Source organism: Streptomyces sp. NPDC017936 (assembly GCF_044328485.1).
In the GTDB taxonomy this organism is placed as follows: domain Bacteria; phylum Actinomycetota; class Actinomycetes; order Streptomycetales; family Streptomycetaceae; genus Streptomyces.
Genome location: NZ_JBIRHK010000044.1, coordinates 1 through 1297 on the forward strand (window position 1 = coordinate 1; position 1297 = coordinate 1297).

Consider the following 1297-nt stretch of genomic DNA (forward strand, 5'->3'; position numbering starts at 1 on the left):
GGGCCTTGACCCCTGATCTTGGACACACGAGACACTGGATCCTGAGGATCTGAGAACGGACATCTCGTGGTCATGAAAAACTATCCGCCGCAGTTCAAGGCGGACGCGGTCGCGCTGTACCAGTCGCGGCCCGGGGCGACCATCCGGCAGGTCGCCGACGATCTGGGGATCAATCCCGAGACTCTGCGGAACTGGGTCCGGGCGGCCGGTGCGAGCCGGCCGCGGGGACGTCGCGCGGAAGCACCCGCCGAGCCGCCCACGCCGCTGGAGGCGGAAAACGCAGAGCTGCGCAAAAAGGTCCGTGAGCTGGAGGAAGAACGCGAGATCCTACGCAAGGCCGCGAAGTATTTCGCCGGGGAGACGCGCTGGTGAACCGCTTTCAGTTCGTCGCCGACCACCAGCGCCGCCACGGCGTGAAGCGGCTGTGCACCATCCTCGGCATCGCCCGCTCCAGCTTCTACTACTGGCGCAGGACAACAGCCGCAAGGGCGGCCCGCCAGGCCGCCGACGCGCAGCTCGCTGCCCGGATACGCGCGGTCCACCGGGTCTCGGAGGGCACCTACGGCGTTCCCAGGGTCACCGCCGAGCTCCGGGCAAACGGCGAGGTGGTGAATCACAAGCGCGTCGCCCGGGTAATGAGGACGATCGGGCTGGCCGGGCTCCGCCTGCGCCGTCGGCACCGCACCACCGTTCCCGACCCGGCCGCGGCGAAGGTCCCGGACCTGATCGGCCGCGACTTCACCGCCCAGAAGGCGAACACCAAGTACGTCGGCGACATCACCTACCTCCCCCTGGCCGGCGGGAAGTTCCGCTATCTGGCCACCGTGATCGACCTCGCCTCACGGCGCCTGGCGGGGTGGGCGGTCGCCGACCACATGCGGGCCGACCTCGTCATCGACGCCCTGCACGCGGCCGAACGGACCCGCGGCAGTCTCGCCGGCGCCGTTTTCCACAGCGATCACGGGGCCCAGTACTGCAGCCGGGCCTTCGCCGACGCCTGCCGCAAGGCCGGCGTCACCCAGTCCATGGGCGCGATCGGCTCCAGCGCGGACAACGCACTCGCCGAGTCCTTCAACGCGACCTGCAAACGAGAGATCCTCCAGGGCCGCCGGGCCTGGGACACCGAGCGCGAAGCCCATCTGGACCTCTTCCGCTGGCTGCACCGCTACAACACCGTCCGACGCCACTCCCGCCTCGACCACCGCAGCCCGATCGCCTACGAGCGAGCACTCCACACAACATCAACTACGCTGGCCAAAGCCGCATAACCCGTGTTCAGGAATAAGGGTCAAGGCCC

The 1297-nt window shown here is 68.8% G+C and carries 1 protein-coding gene; it reads left to right on the forward strand.

Annotation, left to right across the window (positions count from 1 at the left end):
• Positions 1-66 precede the first annotated feature (66 nt).
• Positions 67-1268 (forward strand): IS3 family transposase gene (locus ACH4F6_RS39965; protein ID WP_397965599.1). Its coding sequence is split into 2 segments (ribosomal slippage): positions 67-358 and positions 358-1268, totalling 1203 coding nucleotides; the frame shifts between segments, so codons are not numbered across the junction.
• The last annotated feature ends 29 nt before the right edge of the window (positions 1269-1297 follow it).